Below are 1,847 nucleotides of genomic sequence, written 5' to 3' on the forward strand. Positions count from 1 at the left end.
GCACATATAGTGCTGAGAATGGTTTCAATACCGACATTAACCCACCCGCGATACCGATATTAGCCATAATGATTGAGAATTCTCCCCTTGAAACGATTGTTAATCCAATATTTGTTGACGCTTTATGAGATAATCCAGCTTGTCGCCCTGCAATCATCCCTGCTACAAAGTTTCCAATTATCGTCAGAAGTACAGCACCTAACGTTAACCATATTGCTCCGCCCAATGAAAACGGATCGATACTTAATCCGAAACTGAAGAAGAAGATAGCTCCGAAGAAGTCTCTAAATGGAACAACAAGATGTTCAATTCGATCACTATGCTCTGTCTCAGAGAAAACTAACCCTAAAAGAAGTGCCCCGATTGCTTCTGCAACGTGAATTGTTTCTGAGAAACCTGCAATAAAGAACAACGAAGCAAATACCACAATAATAAAGATTTCATCTGAACTAATATTGAGCAATCTATTTAATAACGGCGTTGCTTTTCTAGCCACAATAAAGAATAGAAGCATATATCCTAAAGCAATTCCAATTGAAGTAAGGGCACCTAAGAAGGAAGCGTGATCCCCAAGAACTAAGCCAGAAACTACTGATAAATATACAGCAAGGAATATATCTTCAAACATAATAATTCCTAAAATTAATTCGGTTTCATTATTACCAGTTCTTCTTAAATCAACTAATACCTTTGCAACGATAGCACTAGAAGAAATCGTAATAATACCCGCAATAATTAAGATTTCGAGTAACGGGAACCCCATTATAAATCCGTATAATAATCCTAGTGAAAAGTTAATCGAAATATAGATTGTTCCGCCAATCGCGATAGAACGTCCAGATTTAATTAGTTTTTTCATCGAAAACTCTAATCCCAGATAGAAAAGAAGGAACAGAACGCCAATCCTTCCAAGGAAGGATATCACACTTGCACTTTCAATAAATTTGAGATCGATAACACCTATTGTCGGCGCGTGCGGCCCTACTAACATGCCAAGAACAATTAGAAAAGGAATTACTGAGAATTTAAACTTTCCAGCGATTACCGCCGCAATTGCTACTAAAACTAAAGCTGTACCAACTTCAAAAATTAAAGTATCCATCTAGTCAGTCCCCCTATTCGAAAGTAATTCATTAATAATCTTTTTAATTTCTTCTCTCTCACCAGAAACTACAAGCATATCTCCTTCTTCAATCACCGTGTCTGGACCTGGATTAAATAGCTTTTTCATATTCTTTTTCATAACTGCAATTATCGTTACGCTATATGTTTTTCTTATTTCAAGATCACCAATTGTTTTTCCAATTGCTGGCGCTGCATTCTCCACTCTGAACCACTCAATTGCTAAACCTTCAAAGACCATCTCAACATTTTCTAGTGCCTTAGGCTTATATACCATCCCGCCTAATATTGCTGCAATTTGTCTTGCCTCTGAGTCGCGCAATGAAATGCTTGATAGACTTTCTTCATGGTCTGAATCGAAATGATACATTTCTCTACGTCCATCATCATGAATAACAATCACCATTTTTTCGTTACCTTTCGTAACGATTTGAAACTTGTAACCAATACCTGGAAGTTCACTTTCTCTAATATTCATCTTTAACTCCTCCTCAACGGATTTATATTTAAATTTTCTGTTTTTCTGTCTTTTATTCATCCAATCAATTTTAGAAATTCTAACCATTCAGGATATTTGTGATTTGGAAATCTTTTATTGTAATAATAAGTAGCTCCTAGAAACATACTTGAAGATGTAACGATAAAAAATAAATTACTTCTCGTTTTCAAAATCTTAAGGCTTACTTTCAATAAAGATTCTTCTTTCAAATTATCCCCTCTTTCTC

Annotated in this window: 3 protein-coding genes; all 3 read right to left on the minus strand. The window is 35.6% G+C overall.

All coding sequences use genetic code 11. From position 1 onward, the window contains the following. On the minus strand, positions 1-1,102 hold a 1,102-nt coding region (locus tag AC1DJR_RS28445; protein ID WP_477004093.1), incomplete at its 3' end, for a cation:proton antiporter. Further along, entirely contained in the window at positions 1,103-1,600 is a 498-nt protein-coding gene (locus tag AC1DJR_RS28450) for a cation:proton antiporter regulatory subunit (protein WP_429686445.1), read from the minus strand. It abuts the gene before it with no gap. Between the two features lie 56 nt (positions 1,601-1,656). Next, positions 1,657-1,847: hypothetical protein (locus tag AC1DJR_RS28455; RefSeq protein WP_477004094.1), on the minus strand; the 191-nt coding region annotated here is incomplete at its 5' end.

The organism is Bacillus sp. 05T31 (assembly GCF_056396725.1).

Coding starts and splice junctions, on each gene's coding strand:
- AC1DJR_RS28450 (WP_429686445.1), bottom strand. CDS start 1,600: ATGAATATTAGAGAAAGTGAACTTCCAGGTATTGGTTACAAGTTTCAA.